At 61.0% G+C, this 19,148-nt stretch carries 15 protein-coding genes; 2 read left to right on the top strand and 13 right to left on the bottom strand.

The window, feature by feature from the left end:
* Positions 1-385 precede the first annotated feature (385 nt).
* The 8 genes from AB8C10_RS03455 to clpS form a co-directional block, all read right to left on the bottom strand.
* On the bottom strand, positions 386-2,488 hold the full coding sequence (locus tag AB8C10_RS03455) for a type IIA DNA topoisomerase subunit B (protein WP_368866842.1): 2,103 nt from the start codon (positions 2,486-2,488) through the stop codon (positions 386-388).
* Positions 2,489-2,711: 223 nt separating this feature from the next.
* The gene (locus AB8C10_RS03460) at positions 2,712-3,941 is read right to left on the bottom strand and encodes a peptidase E (protein WP_368866843.1); all 1,230 of its coding nucleotides are present in this window, start codon (positions 3,939-3,941) and stop codon (positions 2,712-2,714) included.
* A gap of 319 nt (positions 3,942-4,260) precedes the next feature.
* Positions 4,261-4,917, bottom strand: coding sequence for a non-canonical purine NTP pyrophosphatase (locus tag AB8C10_RS03465; RefSeq protein WP_070847442.1), 657 nt, complete (start codon positions 4,915-4,917; stop codon positions 4,261-4,263).
* A 38-nt stretch (positions 4,918-4,955) separates the two neighbouring features.
* On the bottom strand, positions 4,956-5,687 hold the full coding sequence (rph, locus tag AB8C10_RS03470) for a ribonuclease PH (protein WP_005506419.1): 732 nt from the start codon (positions 5,685-5,687) through the stop codon (positions 4,956-4,958).
* Between the two features lie 143 nt (positions 5,688-5,830).
* Positions 5,831-6,724 (bottom strand): MBL fold metallo-hydrolase, encoded by an 894-nt coding sequence (locus AB8C10_RS03475; RefSeq protein WP_294639713.1) that lies wholly within the window; start codon positions 6,722-6,724, stop codon positions 5,831-5,833.
* Positions 6,715-7,770 carry a glutamate racemase gene (murI, locus tag AB8C10_RS03480; RefSeq protein ID WP_368866844.1) on the bottom strand — a complete coding sequence of 352 codons (1,056 nt, stop codon included), beginning with the start codon at positions 7,768-7,770 and terminating at the stop codon, positions 6,715-6,717. Before murI ends, AB8C10_RS03475 begins: the two co-directional genes overlap by 10 nt.
* A 153-nt stretch (positions 7,771-7,923) precedes the next feature.
* Positions 7,924-8,544 carry a DUF2017 domain-containing protein gene (locus tag AB8C10_RS03485; protein ID WP_368866845.1) on the bottom strand — a complete coding sequence of 207 codons (621 nt, stop codon included), beginning with the start codon at positions 8,542-8,544 and terminating at the stop codon, positions 7,924-7,926.
* Positions 8,544-8,864: an ATP-dependent Clp protease adapter ClpS gene (clpS, locus tag AB8C10_RS03490; RefSeq protein WP_049352970.1), complete on the bottom strand. Its 321-nt coding sequence runs from the start codon at positions 8,862-8,864 to the stop codon at positions 8,544-8,546. Before clpS ends, AB8C10_RS03485 begins: the two co-directional genes overlap by 1 nt.
* 218 nt (positions 8,865-9,082) lie before the next feature.
* Here clpS and AB8C10_RS03495 point away from each other — a divergent pair, with 218 nt between their 5' ends.
* Complete coding sequence (locus tag AB8C10_RS03495) at positions 9,083-10,381, top strand: nicotinate phosphoribosyltransferase (protein ID WP_368866846.1); 1,299 nt, start codon at positions 9,083-9,085, stop codon at positions 10,379-10,381.
* A gap of 73 nt (positions 10,382-10,454) precedes the next feature.
* Complete coding sequence (locus tag AB8C10_RS03500) at positions 10,455-11,081, top strand: isochorismatase family protein (RefSeq protein ID WP_368866847.1); 627 nt, start codon at positions 10,455-10,457, stop codon at positions 11,079-11,081.
* Positions 11,082-11,283: 202 nt separating this feature from the next.
* Here AB8C10_RS03500 and AB8C10_RS03505 read toward each other — a convergent pair whose 3' ends face one another.
* The 5 genes from AB8C10_RS03505 to AB8C10_RS03525 form a co-directional block, all read right to left on the bottom strand.
* Positions 11,284-12,654, bottom strand: a complete 1,371-nt coding sequence (locus AB8C10_RS03505; protein WP_368866848.1) for a hypothetical protein — start codon at positions 12,652-12,654, stop codon at positions 11,284-11,286.
* 223 nt (positions 12,655-12,877) lie between these two features.
* The gene (locus AB8C10_RS03510; RefSeq protein WP_368866849.1) at positions 12,878-14,269 is read right to left on the bottom strand and encodes a transcriptional initiation protein Tat; all 1,392 of its coding nucleotides are present in this window, start codon (positions 14,267-14,269) and stop codon (positions 12,878-12,880) included.
* 456 nt (positions 14,270-14,725) lie between these two features.
* A complete protein-coding gene (locus AB8C10_RS03515; protein WP_246823580.1) occupies positions 14,726-16,144 on the bottom strand; it encodes a transcriptional initiation protein Tat in 1,419 nt (472 codons plus the stop codon).
* A 318-nt stretch (positions 16,145-16,462) separates the two neighbouring features.
* The gene (locus tag AB8C10_RS03520; RefSeq protein ID WP_294627078.1) at positions 16,463-18,250 is read right to left on the bottom strand and encodes a DEAD/DEAH box helicase; all 1,788 of its coding nucleotides are present in this window, start codon (positions 18,248-18,250) and stop codon (positions 16,463-16,465) included.
* 325 nt (positions 18,251-18,575) lie between these two features.
* Positions 18,576-18,875: a DUF3039 domain-containing protein gene (locus AB8C10_RS03525; RefSeq protein WP_005506434.1), complete on the bottom strand. Its 300-nt coding sequence runs from the start codon at positions 18,873-18,875 to the stop codon at positions 18,576-18,578.
* Positions 18,876-19,148 lie beyond the last annotated feature (273 nt).

A 19,148-nucleotide genomic window follows, 5' to 3' on the forward strand; every position in this document is an offset into this window, starting at 1 on the left:
TGTCTCTCATGCTTCTAAGGTACAGGGTTTTCCTAAGAAGCTGTGAGTAGGCTGTGCATAGTATGGACGTTTATTGTTTGACGTTTCGCTAAAGGTACCTTGGACGTTATCCCCCGGGGCGGGGGTGGTTTGAGGGTTGGAACACGGAGGGGCTGTGTGGGTCTGAGAGGCACTTTCAGAACCACGGTAAAACTTTGCAGTTTTATGCAGTTTATGCAGATTTTTGATGACACATTCTCGGAATATGACAGGCACTTCAAGTAGTACTCAAAGCTTAAATTTGCCTGCTTCATGCGGAATTTACGCGGAATCTCCGAGAATTGCGTGACTATTCTCACACAAAATTCCTGGATTGTGACACGCCAGTCACACGCTCCCCCGCAGGTTACATATCGATGTTCTCGGTATCCAACTGATGCGCACCGGCAATGATGAACTCCTTACGCGGAGCCACCTCAGAACCCATCAGCAGCGAGAAGGCGCGCTCGGCAGCCTCGGCATCCTCAATGCGAATACGGCGCAACATGCGGTGACGCGGATCCATCGTGGTCTCAGCCAGCTGGCCGGCGTCCATCTCACCCAGACCCTTGTAACGCTGAATCGGTTCCTTATAGGTCACGCCCTGCTCCCGCAGGGAATCCAGCAGCTCGTGCAGCTGCTTCTCGGAGTAGGTGTACACCATCTCGTTCGGCTTACCGCGGCGCACCACCTCCACGCGGTGCAGGGGCGGAACCGCGGCGTACACGCGGCCAGCCTCAATCAGCGGGCGCATGTAACGGTAGAACAGGGTCAGCAGCAGGGTACGAATGTGGGCGCCGTCCACGTCCGCATCGGTCATCATAATGACCTTGCCGTAGCGGGCGGACTCCAGATCAAAGGTACGACCCGAACCGGCACCAATCACCTGAATCAGCGCCGCACACTCGGCGTTCGCGAGCACATCGGTCACCGAGGCACGCTGAGTGTTCAGGATCTTACCGCGAATCGGCAGTAGCGCCTGGTACGAGGAGGAACGCGCCAGACGCGCAGTACCCAGCGCCGAGTCGCCCTCCACAATGAACAGCTCGGAATGCTCAACATTGGTCGAACGGCAATCCACCAGCTTAGTGGGCATGGATGAAGACTCCAGCGCGGTCTTGCGACGCTGCGTCTCCTTGTGAATACGCGCCGAAACGCGGGTCTTCATCTCAGAGACAACCTTCTCGCACAGAGCGGTCGCCTGAGCCTTCTCAGCACGCGCGGTCGACTCCAGGCGAGCCTTCAGCGCATCACCCACGACCTTCGACACAATCTGACGAACCGCCGGGGTGCCCAGGATCTCCTTGGTCTGGCCCTCAAACTGCGGCTCGACAAGACGCACGGTCAGCACGGCGGTCAAGCCGGCGAGCACGTCGTCCTTCTCAATCTTGTCGTTACCCACCTTGTACTTGCGGGCGTTATCGGCAAGGTGCTTGCGCATCACGCGTAGCAGGCCCTGCTCAAAACCGGTCGTGTGGGTGCCGCCCTTGGGGGTGGCAATAATGTTCACGAAGCTACGGACCGTCGTCTCATAGCCAATACCCCAGCGCAGAGCAACGTCAACTTCGCAATCGCGTTCCACGTCGGTCAGCTGCGAGCGGCCGTCCTCGCCCAGCACGGGTACGGTCTCGGTGAAGGTTCCACTACCGCTAAAACGCCAGGTGTCGGTAATACGCTCATCGTGCGCCAGGAACTCGACGAACTCGCTAATGCCGCCGTCGTACTGGAAAACTTCCTCGTGGGGCTCCAGCTCACCGGGGGTGCCGGGCAGGCGGCGCTCATCACGGATGCAAATACGCAGACCCGGAATGAGGAACGCGGTCTGGCGCGCACGAGCCACCAGATCCTCGTAGCTGAACTTGGCGTCGGGGGTAAAAATCTGCGGGTCAGCCCAGTAGCGCACGCGGGTGCCGGTCACGCCGCGCTTCGCCTTACCCACAATCTGCAGGGCGTCAGTGCCCTCGGTTGCGGGAGTGAACGGATCATCGGGCTTGGGGGTGCGGCCGGACTCAAAGTGGCCGGGAATGCCGTGGCGGAAAGACATCTGGTAGGTCTTCGAACCGCGGTCCACCTGCACGTCCAGGCGGGAGGACAGCGCGTTCACCACGGAAGCACCCACACCGTGCAGACCACCGGAGGCATTGTAGGAGCCGCCGCCGAACTTACCACCGGCGTGCAGCTTAGTGAACACAACCTCCACACCGGACAGACCGGTGCGCGGCTCAATATCGGTCGGGATACCGCGGCCATCATCGCGCACCTCAACCGAACCGTCACGGTACAGAATCACCTGAATGGACTGACCGAAACCGGCGAGCGCCTCATCCACCGAGTTGTCGATAATCTCCCAGAGGCAGTGCATCAGGCCGCGGGAGTCGGTGGAGCCAATGTACATGCCCGGGCGTTTGCGTACAGCTTCCAGACCTTCCAGCACGGAGAGGTGACGGGCGGTGTAGTTCGAAGACGCCACGGGATTCCTTTCGGGTGAATATGTCTGCGGTGGTGAACGCGTGCCACCGGGCGGAGTGCGAGTCCGGCTCAAGTGCTACGGGGGCAGAACGACAGCGGGGCACGACGCGTGTCGTGCCCCGCAGAGCGTTCAACGTTCGGAACTCTATTCTAGCGTGGCTTGGGGAAAAGAGTGATTATGACAGTCACCGCTAATGCGCTGCTCTGCTCCCACGTTCCTTCCCCTAGTGCGCCTCACCCGAGGCACGCGAGGAGCTCTCGTGACGGTTCGTAACCATAATATTGGACTTGAAGTAGAACTCTTCGGGAAGCTCATTCGTGACCGGGCCGTGCGGGAACTCGCTAAGCTTCGGTACAAAGTACCAGTCCATCAGCTCGCCGTTGCTCTGCTTGAGCACACGGCGTTCCCTCATGGCGTGGCGTACTTTGCGGCGCAGGCGGGCGCTATCTTTCAGGGTGCTGGTGAAGACCCACGGGGTCTCGTAGCCCTCGGTAACCATGCCGAAGGTGATGCGCAGGTTGCCGTTCTCGTCGGCGTCCATCGTGAAGTCGCCGTCGGCGATGTCGGTGAAGGCGAGCATCCAGCTGTGGCGGCGTTCGTAGCTTTCGCGGGTGGTCTGCAGCGCCGCAATGATGCGGTGGTCAACCAGCAGCTCAACCTTACGTTCGGTGATTTCGCCCAGACGCGCGTAGGAGCCAAAGGCGCGGTTCGCACCACTGCGGCGAGGCCACTTCGTCACCGCACCGTGCGGCACCTCCCCCGCAAAGGTGAAGGGACCGGTGATAGTACCGGGCAAGCGTAGACGCTCAAACGGAGCGGTCGGCAGGAAGGTCGTCAGCAGCTGATCGGAGCTCACCGACTTACCCCAGCGCGCCATCTCAAAAATGGTCGGTTCAGGGCCTACAGGGTAGATATGCGGCATCTTGCGACCGAACTCGTCAAAGCCCTCAATAAACTCACCGTTGGAGCTGTACCCGGGCATGGTCGCACCGAGCGGGCGAGTCCACGACCCCGAATACGGCTTGGTCAGGTGCGGGTTCTCCACCGGCAGGATGCTGGTGCGAGCACCCAGGTAGGCGGGCATGCGCGAGAGGTTACGCCAGGCGAACTTCGCGGCAACCGCCTCGCGCCACCACATCGGGCGTTTGCCCGGGGTCTGCCCGCCCAGGCAGTGCATGAGCAACCAGAATCCAGCCCAGCCGAGGCACCCTACGGCAACCACGCAGAAAATAATCGTCAGCACAGTGTGCAGGGTTCCGGTCGCCCAGATATTCGTGGCGATCAGAGCCATGAACGCCACCCACGCCGCCATGACGTACGGGCCGAGCGTAATCATCGGATCGACCACCTTCACGGCGGCAATGACGCGGCGGTTCAGTCCGCGCCACACGTAGGAGTACGCCCAGCAGCCGGCGGCAAGGGCGAGTGCCATCAGCAGAAGAAGGATGAGCATCGGTGTGTCTCTTTCGCTGCAGGTTTTTCTACCGCGGTCGGTGACAGCAAGCGTCGGACAGATGCCCCGCTGAAAGGCTCTTCAATAGCAAAACTCGTCTGCCGAAGGTACCTTCAGCAGACGAGTTTCTTTGGTGTCACTAACCTTGGGGTAAAGCTTCTCTACCTATTGTGCCTTTAATTGGTATCCCTGTGGGGGATTTTAGGGGGATGCACGAAAAAATCGTACCCAACCCCGCCTTTTCACCCATCAGACAGGCACCGTAAGTATGCTCTGGCGCCTCAGCGACGGTTTTAGACAGAGGTTTTAGACAGCGGTTTTAGGAGGTCAGCGCAGCAGCAATCTGAGGAATCAGCGCTTCAAAAGCACGCGCACGGTGGCTAATCGAGTTCTTAATATCGGCGGGAATCTCAGCGCAAGACTTGCCAGCGTACTGACCCTCGTACAGGGCGTTCTCACCGTTCAACTCCATGGGGCGCAGAATCGGGTCGTAACCGAAGCCGCCCTCCCCCGCCGGTGCGGTCAGCAGCTCACCGGGCAGCTCGCCGTACTCGACCGCCTCAAAACCGCTCGGGGCGGCAACCGAGGCCGCGCAGCAGAACTTCGCGCCGCGGTGCTCGGCAGAAATATCGCTCAGCTGAGCCAGCAGCAGGTTCAGGTTCGCGGTGTCATCGCCGTGGCTACCCGCCCAGCGCGCCGAGAAAATGCCGGGAGCGCCGTTGAGCACATCCACCGACAGGCCGGAATCGTCAGCAATAGCGATCAGGCCGGTTGCTTCGGCAACAGCGCGCGCCTTCAGCAGGGAGTTTTCAGCGAAGGTCACGCCGGTCTCGGGAACGTCGGGTGCGTTCACGCTGGAGGCGTCAACCACCTGGGTGTCAACGTCCAGGCCGTCAATGCGTCCGCGCAGAATTTCGCGCAGTTCCTTGAGCTTGCCCTTATTGTGGCTTGCCAGAACAATCTTTGCGTCTGCCATAGTTTCTCCTTGTTGACGGAACTAGTTACTGGGACGGGTTAGTGTGCCAGTGCTTCACGCTGAATCTGAGCCAGTTCAGCGGTGCCTTCCAGCGCCAGGTCGAGCAGGCTGTTGAGCTCGTCGCGGTCGAAAGGCGCGCCCTCGGCGGTGCCCTGAACCTCAACGAACTTGCCGCTGCCGGTGACGACCACGTTCATGTCGGTCTCGGCGCGAACGTCTTCGGTGTAGGGCAGGTCCAGCATGGGGGTGCCGTCAATAATGCCCACCGAAATTGCGGACACCGAATCGATCAGAGGGTTCGCCTTAGCGGGCAGAATCTTCTGCTCCTTCGCCCAAGAAATAGCATCAGCCAGCGCCACGTATGCGCCGGTAATAGAAGCGGTGCGGGTGCCGCCATCAGCCTGCAGAACGTCACAGTCGAGCACGATGGTGTTCTCGCCCAGCTCGTCCATGTTGATGACCGCACGCAGGGAGCGACCAATCAGGCGAGAAATCTCGTGGGTGCGGCCGCCCACGCGGCCCTTCAGCGACTCGCGCGAAGAACGGGTGTTGGTGGCGCGCGGCAGCATCGCGTACTCGGCGGTCACCCAGCCCTTACCTTCGCCCTTGAGCCAGCGCGGCACACCCTCGGTGAAGGATGCAGTGCACAGCACGCGGGTGTTGCCGAACTCGATGAGGGCGGAACCCTCAGCATTGCGGGACCAGCCGCGGGTAATGGTGATGGGGCGCAGTTCGTTGAGGGCGCGGCCGTCTTCGCGGGTTGCAGTCATGGGTTCTCCTTGAATCTGTCTGCGGGATCTGTGTCTGTCTGTTGAATCTTTGTCGAAAAAGTGGGCGAGGCTGAGCGCAGTTTGAACTAGTCCAGCTTGTTTTAGCCTAGCTCGGGTTTGGTCTAGTCCAGCTTGGGCTTCACCTAATCTAGTTCGGGCTTAGGGAGCGCAATCGCGGTGTTCAGCGGCGGGTCAAGCACCTCCACCACGTTCAGGGTGGACGTGACCGGGTGAGCCTCCGTCGGGCGCGGGTAGATGCGGTAGCTTGCCGCCATTTCTGCAACACCTACGGGACCGGAGAACGCGCTACGCGCCTCGGCACGGGCAATATCCGGGTCGTTCCACACGGGCAGATGGGTCAGCAGCAGGTTGCGCACGCCCGCCTCCTGCGCTGCCTCACCGGCACGCTTGCCGGTCAGGTGAATACCGCGCAGGGCGTCATCGCGGCCCTCCTGATAGGCGGCCTCGCAGAGGAACAGGTCGGCACCGCGAGCAGCCTTAATCAGACCCTCGCACAGGTCGGTATCGCCCGAGTACGCGAAAATCGTGTGACCCTCGCGGTCGTTGCAGGTGATGCGCAGGGCGTACGGATCCTTCGAGGGGTGCACCACGCGGAACGGCTCCACGCGGAACGGGCCAATCTGCACGGGCTCACCCTCGGTCCAAGTGTGGTACTCGAACTCGGTGCTCATGCCCGGATCCGGGTCCAGGCCGTGAGTCGCCGAAAGGTACTCGTTAATCGCGGCGGGACCGTACAGCGGAATGCGGCCCTTGGGCCAGCCGCGCGGATCCCACTTGACCGCCACGTGCAGACCGGACAGATCGATGCAGTGGTCCGGGTGCAGGTGCGAAATCAGAATCGCGTCGATATCGCTCAGGTCAATATGGCGCTGGAGCATGCCGAGAGAGCCGTTGCCCATGTCCATGATGATGCGCCAGGTTCGACCCGCGAAGTCCGTGGCGGTGAGCATGTAGCAGCTAGCCGGTGAGACGGGGCCGGGAAAGGAACCCGTGCAACCGATAACGGTTAGACGCATGAGGAGTCGTCCTTAGTGGTGGTGCCAGAAAATTCAGTGCCTGCAGTAGCCTCCGCTACCTGGTCGGATTCTGCCTCGTCACCACCGAGGTTAATGTTGCGGTGTGCCGCGAGCATTTCGGGGGTGATGGCGGCAAGCGAGCCAGTCGGGTAACGTTCAGCCACGGAGCTGGTGTGGCGAACGTTGGTGACCTCGGGGCCGAGGAAGCGGCGCGCCAGGTGCGAGAACGTTTCAGATTCGCCGGTGGCGAGGAATTCGTGGTGCGGGTTTTCCTCGGGGACCGGGCTTTCAATGGCGTGGTTGAGCAGTTCGCGGTACACGTCCTTCGCGGTCTCATCCGCGGAGGAAACCAGGGTGACGTCCTCACCCATAATGTAGGAAATCACGCCGGCCAGCAGCGGGTAGTGGGTACAACCGAGCACGAGGGTGTCCACGCCGGCATCCTTGAGCGGCTGCAGGTACTCGCGGGCGGTCTCCAGCAGCTCGGGGCCGGAGGTAATACCCTTCTCCACGAACTCCACGAAGCGCGGGCACGCCACCGAGTGCACCTCAAGGTTCGGGGTGATCGCGAAAGTGTCCTCGTAGGCGCGGGAGGTGACGGTCGCCTCCGTCGCAATCACGCCGATTTTGCGGTTGCGGGTTGCGGCGAGCGCGCGGCGGGCGGCGGGCTGAATCACCTCGATGACGGGGATGCCGTACTGGCGGGTGTAGCGTTCGCGGGCGTCGCGGAGCACCGCTGCGGAGGCGGTGTTGCAGGCGATGACGAGCATTTTCACGCCGGAGTCGACGAGTTCGTCCATGATGCGCAGTGCGTTGGCGCGTACTTCTGCGATTTTGAGGGGTCCGTAGGGGCCGTGGGCGGTGTCGCCGACGTAGATGATGCGTTCGTGAGGCAGCTGGTCCATGATGGCGCGTGCCACGGTGAGTCCGCCAACGCCGGAGTCGAAGACGCCGATGGGTGCCGCGGCGGTGGGGCCTACAGGCGCGGGGCTTCCCCAGGGGGTGCGGGCACGGTAGGGATTTGTTGCGTCGATGCTGTCACTCATGTGTCACCTACACTTCGTTATCGGTCGGGTACCACGTTCTATGCTAACTCGCTAAGGTTACCCTTTTAGTCCGTTGAGCGGTTATATGAGTCGAGAACCACCATTATGTGGTTGTATATGACGATAGTTTGAGGTGAATTTGAAAAATTTGTTCTATTCTTGCTCTTTTTCCCCGCCATCTGCCTCGCCGGACTTTTCCTCTTCTTCGTCGTCCAGCCCGTCAAGCATGGCGAGCATGAGCGAGTCCTGAACCCAGGAGACGAAGTTGTACACCACAGCCATGTACTCTTCTTGGGTCTCGATCTCGGAAGGGTCGGTGAACGCCGCAATATCTTCTGCGGTGTCTTCATCCACGATGTAGAGGCGGTCTGCGAGCACCAGTCGAATATCGCCGAGCGCGGCAGCCCAGGCGCGGGCGTGCTCCTCATTCAGGCGCAGGTCGCTGGATTCAATGTCGAAGGCGAGCATGGCGAGGTTCGCGCGTTTGGTTTCACGCAGGTCGCGTTCGGTGTAGCGGCGGTATTCGGTGGCAGCCTCGTCGTCGCTGCTTGCGGAGGGCAGCAGGCGCGCCACGGCGCTGTCGGCGGGGATGGTGGGGGTTTCGGTGATGCCGACCAGCACCTCCAGCGGGTCGACGGTGCCGCCGTCGGCGGTGGTATCTGCCGGTCGCAGCAGCGCGCGCACGTCTTCGGCGAGTTCACGAATCAGGTCGCGTTCGGCGGGTTCGAAGGAGGCGGTGTAGCCTCCGGGGGTGCGGCGGAAGGGTCGCGCCATTAGTTTTCTACTTTCTCGAAGGTTGCCAGCAGACCCCAGGCGTGCATTGCCTGGGTGTGTTTTTCGGCGTCTTCGCGGGAGCCGGTGAAGACGATTGCCTTGCCGTTATTGTGCACCTGCAACATGAGTTCTTCGGCGCGGGCGCGGGAGTATCCAAAGTGGCTACGGAAGACGTAGGACACGTAGGTCATGAGGTTGACGGGGTCGTTCCAGACGATGACTTTCCAGGGGGTGTCTGCGGCGAGGATGTTTTCCAGTGCGGTATCGAGGTCAGTGTCCTCGAGGGTTCCGGTAGAGAGGGTCACGGCGGTAGTGTTCATTGGTTTTCCTTTGCGGCCGGTTCCCTTTGATTATACGGGCGGGTATGTGTTGCCTCTGTGTTCGTCCTATGCCGCTGCGGTGTTCATCCTGCGTTGCTCCCGCACAGAGTGCTGGTAATTTGTCATACTACAGCACTTAGAGTCAAGAATACTTTATGTATTGATTGACACGCCGAATTAATAGGAAAAATACCCCAATCCCCCACTACAATAAACACATGGCTACTACCTCACTTCTCACCGACCACTACGAACTGACCATGCTCCAGGCGGCACTCGCCTCCGGCGCAGCCAACCGTAAGTGCACCTTCGAAGTCTTCACCCGCCGCCTACCCGCAGGCCGCCGCTACGGCATCCTCGCAGGCACCGGCCGCTTCCTCGAAGGCCTCGCTAACTTCCGATTCAACGACGAAGAACTCTCCTTCCTCTCCTCCCGCAACATCGTCAACAAAGAAACTCTCTCCTACCTCGAATCCTTCACCTTCAGCGGCAACATCCGCGGCTACGCAGAAGGCGAAGCGTTCTTCCCCCACTCCCCCGTCATGCAGGTCGAAGGCACCTTCGCCGAAGCGTGCGTCCTCGAAACCTACCTGCTGTCCATCCTGAACTTTGACTCCGCCGTGGCGAGCGCTGCCTCCCGAATGAGCGCCGCCGCAGGCAACCGTCCCTGCCTCGAAATGGGTTCGCGCCGCGCCCACGAACGCGCCGCCGTCTCTGCTGCACGCGCCGCCGTCATTGCGGGCTTCGCGGGCACTTCCAACCTGGAGGCTGGTCTGCGCTACGGTCTGCACACCATCGGCACCAGCGCCCACGCCTTCACCCTGCTGCACGACAGCGAACGTGAAGCATTCGAGGCGCAGCTGCGCTCCCTCGGCGCCCGCACCACCCTGCTCGTGGACACCTACAACGTGGACGACGCGGTCCGCCTCGGCGTGGAACTCGCCGGCGAAGAGCTCGGCGGCGTGCGCCTGGACTCCGGCGACCTGGTCGCCACCGCGGCACGCGTGCGTGAACTGCTCGACTCGCTCGGCAACACCCACACCAAGATCACCGTCACCAGCGACCTGGACGAGTACGCTATCGCCTCCCTGGCGGCAGCACCCGTGGATTCCTACGGCGTGGGCACCAAGCTGGTCACCGGCTCCGGCGCGCCGACCTCCTCCATGGTGTACAAGGTCGTTGAGCGTGAGAACTCCGCCGGCGAAATGCAGCCGGTCGCTAAGGCTTCGGCTGGTAAGGCGTCCATCGGTGGCGCCAAGCGTGCAGCCCGCCGTCTCAACGGCATGGGCATCGCTACCGCCGAGGTTCTGGGCACCCACGAGGACCCGAACCTGCTTGAGGACACCCGCCCGCTCATGGTGGACTTCGTCCGCAACGGCGAACTGCTCCCCGGCTTCACCGGTGAGGAAGGCGTGCGCCGCGCAACCGCCCGCCATGCAGCCTCCCTGGCGGAGCTTCCCGAAGCTGCCCGCCGCCTCTCGGAGGGTGAGCCGATCATTCCGACCGAGTTCATCTAAACCACCCTTCTGAGATACTGTTTTCGCCTGACAAACCAGAGCGAAAACTCATTCCTACTTGTAAAGGACAGACATGTCTAAGGCACTGATTATTGTTGACGTGCAGAACGATTTCTGCGCCGGCGGCGCCCTCGCCACCGAGCGCGGTGCGGACGTTGCCGCTTTGATTAGCGAGTACGTGGAGAATAACCACCACCACTACGACGCGATTGTTGCAACCCAGGACTGGCACATTGAGCCGGGTTCGCACTTCTCCGACACCCCGGACTACGTTGATTCCTGGCCGGTGCACTGCGTGGCGAAGAGCGAAGGCGCGCAGATTCACGAGAACCTGGACACCGACTACATTGAGGCGTACTTCCGTAAGGGTCGCTTCGAGGCAGCCTACTCGGGTTTTGAGGGTCTTCTGGCTCCCGAGGATGAGGTTGCAACCGGCGAGCACGAGCCCGGCGCGGATGCGTCCGAGGACGGCCCGCAGACTCCCCTGTCGGAGTGGCTGGATGAGCGCGGCATCGAGTTCGTCGACGTTGTCGGTATTGCCACCGATTATTGCGTGTTTGCAACCGCTCGTGACGCGGTCGATGCAGGCTACGAGACTCGTGTGCTGCTTGACTTGACCGCGCCCGTGCACGAAGACAAGCTCGATGACGTGGTTGCCGAGCTTGAGGACGAGGGCGTTGAGGTGGTTGAGGTTCTCTAGCCTCCACCAGCTCTGCCGGTGACTCGCCATCTAGGCGGGCACTGAATACCGGGCGCTAAATACACAGAGGCGGGGAGCCTGGGATAGTACGTCCCAGGCTCCCCGCCTCTTAGTGTGTCCATGACCTAGCGTGCCCATGACCTAGCGTTCTCAGCACCCGCCGGGCAAAGAACCCCGGCGGTCATGTAGCCGGTTGAGCCGCTTACTTGAAGCGAACCTCCGCCATACCGTTCACGCGCACGTTCGGGCCAACCGGCGCTTCCTTAGTGCCAACAATCGCACCGTTACGCACGCTCGGTGCCAGGTAGGAACCACCAGCACCACCGGCGCCACCCTGCTGAACGTAGCCGACCGCGCGGCGCGGGTTCTTCGGATTGTTGCACCACTGCTGCGAGATGATAATTGCCGAAACCGCGTTCGCCGCGCCGGAGCCGCCGCCACCGTAGCCTGCGCCGCCACCAGCAGAAACCACGGTCTGGTAGCCGAAGAAGTTCTTGCTGATGGTGATGCTGGTGGTTCGTGCGGTTGCGGTGCCGGTCAGGTTCGCCGGGTCGTTCTTGTCGTACTGGTAGGCGTACGCGCCCACGCCGTCCGCACCGTTTGCGTTGAAGCCGGCGTCGCCGGTTGCGCCCGCGTTGCTGGTGCTGTGGATGACCTGCCTGTTCTGGGAGCCGAAGCCGACCAAACCGTGGTCGCCGGTGGGCAGGGTGTCTGCGATAGCACCCATGCCGCCTCGACCGCCGGAGCCACCCGTGCCGGGGGTTGCGATGATCTGCAGGTTCGCCTCGACGCTGTAGGCGTCGCTTGCGGCAGCACCTTCATAGCCCATGGCGGCTTCTGCATTGCCGCCGGAGCCGCCACGCACCCATTCCAGGCCGCAGACCGGGCTAATGGCGTAGCTGGAGCCGGGCAGCGGTGCGGTGGAGCTGGAGTTACGCACGTGTCCGCCGCCGCCACCTGCTGCGATAGCAACCACGGTGCCGTTGATCAGCAGTGCGGAGGAGCCGCCACCGGATGCGGCGTAGATGCTGCGCTTGAAGTGGGTGTGGGGTGCGCCGTCGCCAGCGGTGGGATTGCCGTAGGTGCGGGGGTTTGCCGCGTCGATAATAGCCTTCGGACCTGCGGGAACGGTGACCTGAGCGGCGGAGGAGCCGCCCTTGCCGTAGCCTTCACCACCGGTTGCGGGCTTGGATTCGTTCCAGCTTGCGCCGTTGCGGGTGACGCGCTCGAGCACGCCGATACCACCGGCTGCCGCGACGATTTCTACGGTTGCGCCGGGGGTGACGCTGACGGTGCCGGTGACCTTGGCACCGCATCCGCCCTGACTGCGTGCCATGACGGTGCCGCCCGCGCCGCCGGTGAGGGTGAAGCTGAGTTCGCGTACGCCCGCCGGGACGGTGAAGGTCTTGACGGTCTTGCGGCCGTTTGCCTGTCCCTTGATGGTGTGGGAGGCGCCGGTCTGCGTATTGTTGGCGGCGTATGCGGGTACGGCTGCAGAGGCGGCGATGATGGGCAGTGCCCATGCCGCGCCGGTGAGGATGGTGCGGCGGGTGGGGTGTGCGTTGTGAGGCATGAGGTTTTCTTTCATGAGGGTTGAGGGTGTGGGTTGAGTAGAGTGAATAATTTACACCATTGTGCACTGAGTGCAATATTCATTTTCTAGAGTATAGACCCTGAAAAACATTCTCAACTCGCCACACTATAGCCTCGCTCATTCCAACATTTCTGAGCACAAAGAAGCCCGCGAGCGCACACGCCCGCGGGCTTCCACCCCTCATCTTCAGAGGGCGCTAAGACTAGCCCTTAGTCTCGCAGAGGTACACCTTGGCCTCGCCATCATGGACGTTAATGCCACCCCTCATCGCGTTCATAGAGTTAGAGATTTCACCCTGAATAACGCGCGGCGACAGGTACGAACCACCCGCACCACCGGCACCGGAGAACTGCAGGTAGCTCACGCTCTGGCGGATGCCCGCAGGGTTGTTATTCCACTTCTGAATGGTCGTAATAGCAGACAGCGCCAGTGCAGCACCCGAACCGCCACCACCGTAGCCGCCGCCACCGCCTCCGGACATTGCGAACTGGTAGCCGTTGAACTCCGCAGCGGTTTCCTCGGCGGAGAATTCGATGCGCTCACCACCGGGCAGAGTCAGCACTTCAAGGTTCTTCGGGTCGTTATTGTCGAGCTGGTAGCTATAAGCGACAGCACCATTACCGCCCTTAGCCTTAAAGCCGGAGCCGCCCGCGTTACCTGCGGCCGAAGAGCTGTACAGCACCTGGTTATTCTGGCTGTCGTAGCTAAAGATATGGTTGGGGCTACCGGTCGGCACCTCAGGCTTAGCTGCGCCCGCGCCACCTGCACCATTGTTTCCGCCCTTACCGCCGTCAACAGATACCTTAGTGTTCAGGCTGTGGGTGTAGAACTGGGTTCCTGTGGTGGCGTCTCCACCGCGAGTGCTCAAACCGCTACCCGCAAAGCTGCGGATGGGACGAACAGTCGGATGGTAAAAATTAGTCACGCTCGCATCAAGAACAGCGGGGAAATGCTTAGCGTGAGGCGCTGAAGTGTAGGAGTAGGTGACGCCGCCGCCACCGCCACCGCCTGCAACAGCGATGACTTCGCCGTCAATCAGCAGTGCCGAGGCGCCGCCGCCGGGGTGTCCATAAACCTCAACGGTGCCCTTAGGGCCGTCTTCAAGTTCCCTCCAGTTGAGGGCGCCCGGGTAACGTTTGGTCACTTCAGCCACCACTTCGGCAGGCATGGTGAATCGGGGTGCGTCGCCGCCGTCGCCGTAGCCACGCCCGCCTCGTCCGGGTCCACCAGTCGCAAGATTGCCCCGCCGATGGTAGTTATCTCCAGAACCGCCGCCAGCAATGACACGAACCGTCTGTCCCGGCTTCACTTCAACGATTCCGGTGGTTCGGGCGCCCGAGCCGCTTTCGTGGCCAGTGTCGCTGACTCCGCCACCACCAAAAATATCGAAGCGGATCCTATACACGTTAGCGGGGACGGTGAATTCCTCTTCTACACGATAGTCACTATATCCCCTCAAGAACTTGTGGGGACTGTCAGCAAAGACGCAGTCCAGGGATGCAGCGAACGCGGGAACAGCAGCCGAGGTGGCAATGACGGGGGCAGCCCACGCGGCACCCGCAACGACCCTGCGGCGAGAAATATGAGTAGACATCAATGTCCTTCGGTGTGGTTAGTTCAGGTGCTCGCTCCCCTACCGTGCACAGGGCGGCAGGCTGTGCCGGGCTGATGCATCCCCGGAGGCGGGGCTCATCAGGTGCTACGCTACCGCCTCAGTTGCGAAGCGGAAAATATGGTGCTTCAGGTGTGCGTGGTTGGGAAACGGTGACCTGGTGTTTCTCTATATGTGCACCGCTCATGCACTCAGCACTGCCCTTTTATTCATTCTGGCCGGTGTCTAAGAACGGGGAGGTATCCGTGCCGAAGATTGCGTTCGGTGCCGAATATCGTCTCCTCTTCTACCCTACAGGTATAAGGCTCTAGTTGAGGGTCATCTCTGCTTATACGACCAAATATTACGGGCACGCGAAAGCCCCGCGAGCGCATGCGCACCCGCGGGGCCCCCTTATCCAAAGGTATTTACGTGCTCACCTTAGGCAGGGAAGGTTGACTATACCTCACAAAGATACACCGTCGCGGTGCCCCCCTGACCATACTGCGAGCCTTTGTATGCATTATTGGCCCGAGAAATTTCACCTTCAATAACGCTCGGAGCCAGATAAGATCCACCTGCGCCACCCGCGCCGGCAAGCTGCGCAGAGCTGATACTCTGGCGAGCACCCGTCGGGTTATTATTCCATTTCTGAGCAATCGTAATAGCAGACTGTGAGAGCGCCGCGCCTGAGCCGCCACCACCGTAACCGCCACCGCCACCACCGGACACAATGACCTGCGCGCCGTTGAAGTATGGGGCGAGATGATAGTAGGACAGATATTTATAGGTTCCATCAGGGCGTCGGAGAGTTTCGTAATACTGAGAGTACATATCGTGGTTATCCAGCTGATAGCTCACAGACATCACGCCGTCGCCACCATTTCCTTGCAGACCATTAGTCCCGGGATTACCTGCAGTGGAGGAGCTATAAAGCACCTGCTTATTCTGACTATCGAAGCTAAAGATATCATTGGGGGTACCAGTCAACACGGTCGGCTTAGCACCACCGGCACCACCAATACCATTACCGCCACCCTTGCCACCTTCAACAGTCAGCTGAACGCTCGGGTCCTGAGCATAATATTCACGCCCAGTTGTGGCGTCACCACCGCGTGCGCGTTCCCCCGACCCACCCACACTGAGCACGGGCGGGCGGGTCTGGTTTTCCGGGCCAATCATACGAGCGTCAACAATTCCTGGGAAATGGTCCGGGTCAGGTTCCGTCGTGAACATTGTTGCCCGGGTGACACCACCGCCACCGCCGCCAGCAACAGCGATGACCTCACCGTTGATGAGCAGAGCCGAGGAACCGCCGCCCGAGCATCCATAAATCTCTTCCATAGGCTGCTTAGGATGCGGACCGTGATCCCAATCAGCAGCCCACACCCAGCGCTTGGTTAGCTTTTTCATCACGTCATCGGGAATCCTGGAGCTGGGAACTCCACCACCGTTACCGAAACCTTGGCCACCTTGGGAGCCTTCAGTCCGGTACTCATCTAAATTGTCAGCTCCGTACCCTCGGACTTCGAGCATACCGCCGCCACCTGCGATGAGCTCAATAGTTGCCGGACCATCCACCCCGATAACTCCGGTTACTTTCGCACCTGAACCGCCGAGAGAGTTGTTTTCAAAGCCTCCGCCACCTGCACCACCGATCAGTTCAAAACGTATCTTATAGAAGGTAAGGCGGCTATGAAGATATTCCGTTTCTTCCCCGCGCTTATACATGTCAGCATAGGCAGACATGTAAGGTTTTTCTGACACGGTGCAATCCGGTTTTGAAGCAGCGTAAGCTGGCACTACTGCTGAAGCCGCAATCACAGGGGTCGCCCAGGCGGCACCCTTCACGACCTTACGGCGAGAGATATGAGACATCACTGTCCTTCAATGGTTGGTGCAACCGTCCCACTGCGCACTATCCGGGGGCGCGCCATCCTGGGTTGGTTACATGGTGTTTCTTAAAGTTTTGATGACCCAGCACAGACCTATATGCTACGCATCAATGGAAAGTTCCCTGAGCCCGGCGACCATGCCGTGTTTTCTAAAGAACTTACCCCCACTAGGCTACACGTTCTATCTCCGCACTGCCATGATTATCGCGCCTCAGACCCAATATTTCTGCATTTTATGCACACAAAAGCCCCGCGAGCGCATACACACTCGCGGGGCTTCTCTCTACGTTCTATTCACGTTCTAGCGTCGGCCCACGAACCAGTCCGACAGCTTATCGATACGCGCCTGAATCTGCTCAGCAGAAGCCTGCGCGACCGCCGGGCCGCCACAAATCTTACGCAGCTCGTTGTGAATCACGCCGTGCGGCTGACCCGAACGAATCGACCACGCCGCCACGTTCTTCGCCAACTTATTGCGCAGCGCCTTCAGCTGGCGGTGATCCACCACCGAAGGCGCCGCAGTTGCCGGACGGCGTGCCGCGTGCTCACGCTGATGCGCTCGCAGCAGCGTGCCCACCTGTTCGGCATCCAGCAGACCCGGAATACCCAGGAAGTCCTGCTCCTCCTCACTACCCACGGCAAGGTTGCCGGAGGCGAACTCGGCACCGTCGAACAGCACACCGTGGAAGGATGCCTCGGAGCCGAGCGCCTCGAACTTGCCGCGTGCCAACTGTTCGGAGGCGCGCTCCTCGCGGTTCGCTTCCTCGAGCAGGTGGTCGTCCAGGCCCTCAACCATGGGGTCAATTTCCTGGGGTGCGCCGCGGTCGAGGGCGTGGTCGCGTTCTACTTCCATGTCGTTGGCCAGCATCATCAGCTGCGGCACCGAGGGCAGGAACACGGATGCGGTTTCGCCGCGCTTGCGGGCACGCACGAAACGGCCAATAGCCTGCGCGAAGAACAGCGGGGTACTGGTGCTGGTGGCGTACACGCCCACGGCGAGGCGGGGCACGTCCACGCCCTCGGACACCATGCGCACGGCGACCATCCAGCGCTGCATGCCTTCACGGAATTCGTCGATTTTCGCGGAGGCTTCGCGGTCGTCTGAGAGGATCACGGCGGGGTATTCGCCGGTGATTTTCTGCAGCTGTTCGGCGTAGGCCTTGGCGTCCGCGTGGTCGGTTGCGATGACGAGCGCGCCGGCATCGGGCACGGTGCGGCGCACCTCAGTCAGGCGCTTGTCGGCGGCGGCGAGCACGGTCGGAATCCACTCACCGTTGGGGTCCAGAGCGGTGCGCCATGCCTGGGAGGTAATGTCCTTGGTGAAGCCCTCACCCAGGTTTGCCGCCATCTCCTCGCCAGCGGAGGTGCGCCAACGCATCTGACCCGAGTACGCCATGAAGATAACCGGGCGCACCACGTGGTCCTTCAGCGCAGGACCGTAACCGTACGAGTAGTCAGCCTTGGAGCGGCGAATACCGTCGTTGTCCACTTCGTAGGTGACGAACGGAATCGGGGAGGTATCCGAGCGGAACGGGGTACCGGTCAGCGCAACGCGGCGGGTCGCATCATCAAACGCTTCACGCAGGCCGTCACCCCAGGAGAGGGAGTCGCCGGCGTGGTGAATCTCGTCAAAGATCACGAGGGTTTTCGTCGCCTCGGTGTTGCGGGCGTGTAGCTGCGGCTTATTCGCCACCTGCGCGTAGGTCAGCGCCACGCCCTTGTAGTGGCGGCTGATGGTCACATCCGCGTTCTTGAAGTTCGGGTCAATCGGAATACCGACCTTCGCGGCGGCGTCAGCCCACTGCTTCTTCAGGTGGTCGGTCGGCGCCACGACAATGAGCTGGCGCACCGTGCCGCGGTTGAACAGTTCCTTGGCGAGGGTCAGCGCGAAGGTGGTTTTACCCGCACCGGGGGTTGCCACCGCCATGAAGTCGCGGGGGTTAGTTTCGAAGTACTTCTGCATGGCTTCTGCCTGCCAGGCGCGCAGGCTGACGGAAGTACCCCAGGGGGCGCGGTCGGGGTATGCCGGGGAGAGCTTCGGCTTCACCATACTGTCAAATAGTGTGGGTTCCTCTGCGGGTGCGCTCATTCTCTCCTTCTTCCTCGTCTACCTCTGCTGGTTCCCTCTGCCGACTCAGAGCTAGTTGCCTCAGCGCAGGCGCCTCTCCCCCATTAAGAGGTGGGCGTCTGGTGTTCCTGATGCTCTGGTGTTTCTGGCGCTCTGGCGGTCCGGGCACAGCGAGGTTAAATTCTAGCACCACATCCGCGGGTTGTTGCCGGGCTGTGGTGCAAGAATTTGGTGCTCGTCAGCAAAGTCTCATGAGGCGTTTAGAACCTTCGGTCTTCGCAGCTGAGCATGTTATTCAGATGTATTTATTCAGGCATATTGCCCAGGTTGCATTGTCTAGCGCGTATTATTCGCCGGAGCCGTTGTCGCCATCGTTGCCGGGTGCGAGGCCTTCGTAGATTTCCTTGCACTGGGGGCAGACGGGGAACTTCTGCGGGTCGCGGCCGGGTACCCACATTTTGCCGCAGAGGGCGCGCACGGGTTCGCCGGTCAGTGCCGATTCGAGGATCTTTTCCTTGCGTACGTAGTGGGAGAAGCGCTCGTGGTCGCCGGGCTCAGAAAGCTGGGTTTCTTCGCGTTCGAGCAGGGCGGTGCCGCCTGCGGTTCCGGGGCCAAAGGGGTCTTCGATGCCTTCGATCGAGCTCATGTTTCTCCTTGATGATGAGGTGGGATACATAGGGTGAGGGGTGCCGCCGCTCGGGTGGGCGGTCGGCGCCTTATCTATTTTAGTAGCTATTGGGAGGTGCTGAGCCCCCGGGCGGTCAATATGGAGGTAGACCACAGCTGGGCCATAGACTCTTAGGTATTGCGGTGAGCTTCTTTCCGCTAGAAGTTCGGGGCTAGAAAGTTCAGGGCTAGAAATTCGGGCGGCACAGAAAAGGGGTTCCGCGCCAGGCTTAGTACCTAACACGGAACCCTT

The sequence above is a fragment of the Rothia mucilaginosa genome (assembly GCF_964210535.1).
GTDB classification, from domain to species: domain Bacteria; phylum Actinomycetota; class Actinomycetes; order Actinomycetales; family Micrococcaceae; genus Rothia; species Rothia mucilaginosa_F.

Excerpts from the sequence above, each read along its gene's own strand:
- AB8C10_RS03460 (WP_368866843.1), bottom strand. The coding sequence starts at position 3,941 with ATGCTCATCCTTCTTCTGCTGATGGCACTCGCCCTTGCCGCCGGCTGC.
- AB8C10_RS03465 (WP_070847442.1), bottom strand. The coding sequence starts at position 4,917 with ATGGCAGACGCAAAGATTGTTCTGGCAAGCCACAATAAGGGCAAGCTC.
- rph (WP_005506419.1), bottom strand. The coding sequence starts at position 5,687 with ATGACTGCAACCCGCGAAGACGGCCGCGCCCTCAACGAACTGCGCCCC.
- AB8C10_RS03475 (WP_294639713.1), bottom strand. The coding sequence starts at position 6,724 with ATGCGTCTAACCGTTATCGGTTGCACGGGTTCCTTTCCCGGCCCCGTC.
- murI (WP_368866844.1), bottom strand. The coding sequence starts at position 7,770 with ATGAGTGACAGCATCGACGCAACAAATCCCTACCGTGCCCGCACCCCC.
- AB8C10_RS03485 (WP_368866845.1), bottom strand. The coding sequence starts at position 8,544 with ATGGCGCGACCCTTCCGCCGCACCCCCGGAGGCTACACCGCCTCCTTC.
- clpS (WP_049352970.1), bottom strand. The coding sequence starts at position 8,864 with ATGAACACTACCGCCGTGACCCTCTCTACCGGAACCCTCGAGGACACT.
- AB8C10_RS03495 (WP_368866846.1), top strand. The coding sequence starts at position 9,083 with ATGGCTACTACCTCACTTCTCACCGACCACTACGAACTGACCATGCTC.
- AB8C10_RS03500 (WP_368866847.1), top strand. The coding sequence starts at position 10,455 with ATGTCTAAGGCACTGATTATTGTTGACGTGCAGAACGATTTCTGCGCC.
- AB8C10_RS03505 (WP_368866848.1), bottom strand. The coding sequence starts at position 12,654 with ATGCCTCACAACGCACACCCCACCCGCCGCACCATCCTCACCGGCGCG.
- AB8C10_RS03510 (WP_368866849.1), bottom strand. The coding sequence starts at position 14,269 with ATGTCTACTCATATTTCTCGCCGCAGGGTCGTTGCGGGTGCCGCGTGG.
- AB8C10_RS03515 (WP_246823580.1), bottom strand. The coding sequence starts at position 16,144 with ATGTCTCATATCTCTCGCCGTAAGGTCGTGAAGGGTGCCGCCTGGGCG.
- AB8C10_RS03520 (WP_294627078.1), bottom strand. The coding sequence starts at position 18,250 with ATGAGCGCACCCGCAGAGGAACCCACACTATTTGACAGTATGGTGAAG.
- AB8C10_RS03525 (WP_005506434.1), bottom strand. The coding sequence starts at position 18,875 with ATGAGCTCGATCGAAGGCATCGAAGACCCCTTTGGCCCCGGAACCGCA.